Source organism: Gammaproteobacteria bacterium (assembly GCA_003696665.1).
Classification (GTDB): domain Bacteria; phylum Pseudomonadota; class Gammaproteobacteria; order Enterobacterales.
This window is the reverse complement of record RFGJ01000517.1, coordinates 1-1,037: the sequence shown is the minus strand read 5'-3', so window position 1 is coordinate 1,037 and position 1,037 is coordinate 1. Positions and strand designations below refer to the sequence as shown.

Sequence of the window (1,037 nt, the reverse complement as noted above, 5' to 3'; positions counted from 1 at the left end):
ATCAAAAACGCCCGGCTAGCCGGGCGTTTTATTTTTGCAGAAGGCCACACTTAAAGAACGGTAATGTTCTCCGCCTGTAAGCCTTTCGGGCCTTGCGCAATGGTAAATTCTACGCGTTGCCCTTCTACGAGCGTACGGAAACCGCTCCCAACGATATTGCTAAAGTGCGCAAATACGTCCGGACCATTTTCCTGTTCAATAAAACCAAAACCTTTTGCTTCGTTGAACCACTTGACAGTTCCGACAGTCTTGTCTGACATAATCTTTCTACCTTAAAAAAACAATTAAACAATCTATGTCGGCATCACCGACATGGTACTGCTTACCGTGCTGCGGGATATCTAACCAACCGAGGAGTACTGCAAGGACTACCGGGGGATAACTCGACAACTGTTAAGCCCTTCAAGTATGACCGATCTCGCAGAATAGTCAAACGTTTTCGAAAAATATATTCGATTTGTCTTCCGAATACACATCCACCTTTCTGTTTAGCCGACGTGACCACTGCCTTAAGCCTAGTTCAAAAGGCTGGAAGCCCGACAAATCAGAATTGGAATCACCTGACTATGGTATCAATAGAATGGGGTTCAAGATGTCCATTGAGCATTTCAAAAATCTTGACACGTGAAGCTAAAATCCGGACAATACGCGCCGCTGTCGTTCAGCAGCCAATTTGGCTATGTAGCTCAGCTGGTTAGAGCACAGCACTCATAATGCTGGGGTCGGTGGTTCAAGTCCACCCATAGCCACCAAATGGAACCACAAAGCCGCCAAACTATGGTGGCTTTTTTGTTGTCTTGCCTCATGTTGTCAAGTAGATAGGCGGTTCAATTTTTTAAACTCGCGTCCTGGGTCCGCCACAACACCATCACATGCGTGAGCGCAAGCGCAAGCAGCCACACCATAAAATCCCAAAAGCTTAAACCGTACAAAAGATATTCAAATCCCTGTGCCACATCAATGTGACGCATACTGAATTCGTTATTCGGCAACAAGACCATCAGTACCGCCTGCTGCATCGCAAACATGACTAGACT

At 46.2% G+C, this 1,037-nt stretch carries 2 protein-coding genes and 1 tRNA gene; 1 reads left to right on the top strand and 2 read right to left on the bottom strand.

The window, feature by feature from the left end; all coding sequences use genetic code 11:
• Nucleotides 1–50: 50 nt before the first annotated feature.
• Nucleotides 51–260, bottom strand: a complete 210-nt coding sequence (locus tag D6694_12655; GenBank protein RMH38209.1) for a cold-shock protein — start codon at nt 258–260, stop codon at nt 51–53.
• A gap of 415 nt (nt 261–675) precedes the next feature.
• Between D6694_12655 and D6694_12650 the strand changes: the two genes are divergently transcribed.
• Nucleotides 676–752: transfer RNA gene (locus D6694_12650), tRNA-Met, on the top strand.
• Nucleotides 753–827: 75 nt separating this feature from the next.
• Here D6694_12650 and D6694_12645 read toward each other — a convergent pair.
• On the bottom strand, nt 828–1,037 hold a 210-nt coding region (locus D6694_12645; GenBank protein RMH38208.1), incomplete at its 5' end, for a hypothetical protein.

Bases quoted from the DNA above. Each gene is read 5' to 3' on its own strand.
- D6694_12655 (RMH38209.1), bottom strand. From the start codon at position 260: ATGTCAGACAAGACTGTCGGAACTGTCAAGTGGTTCAACGAAGCAAAA.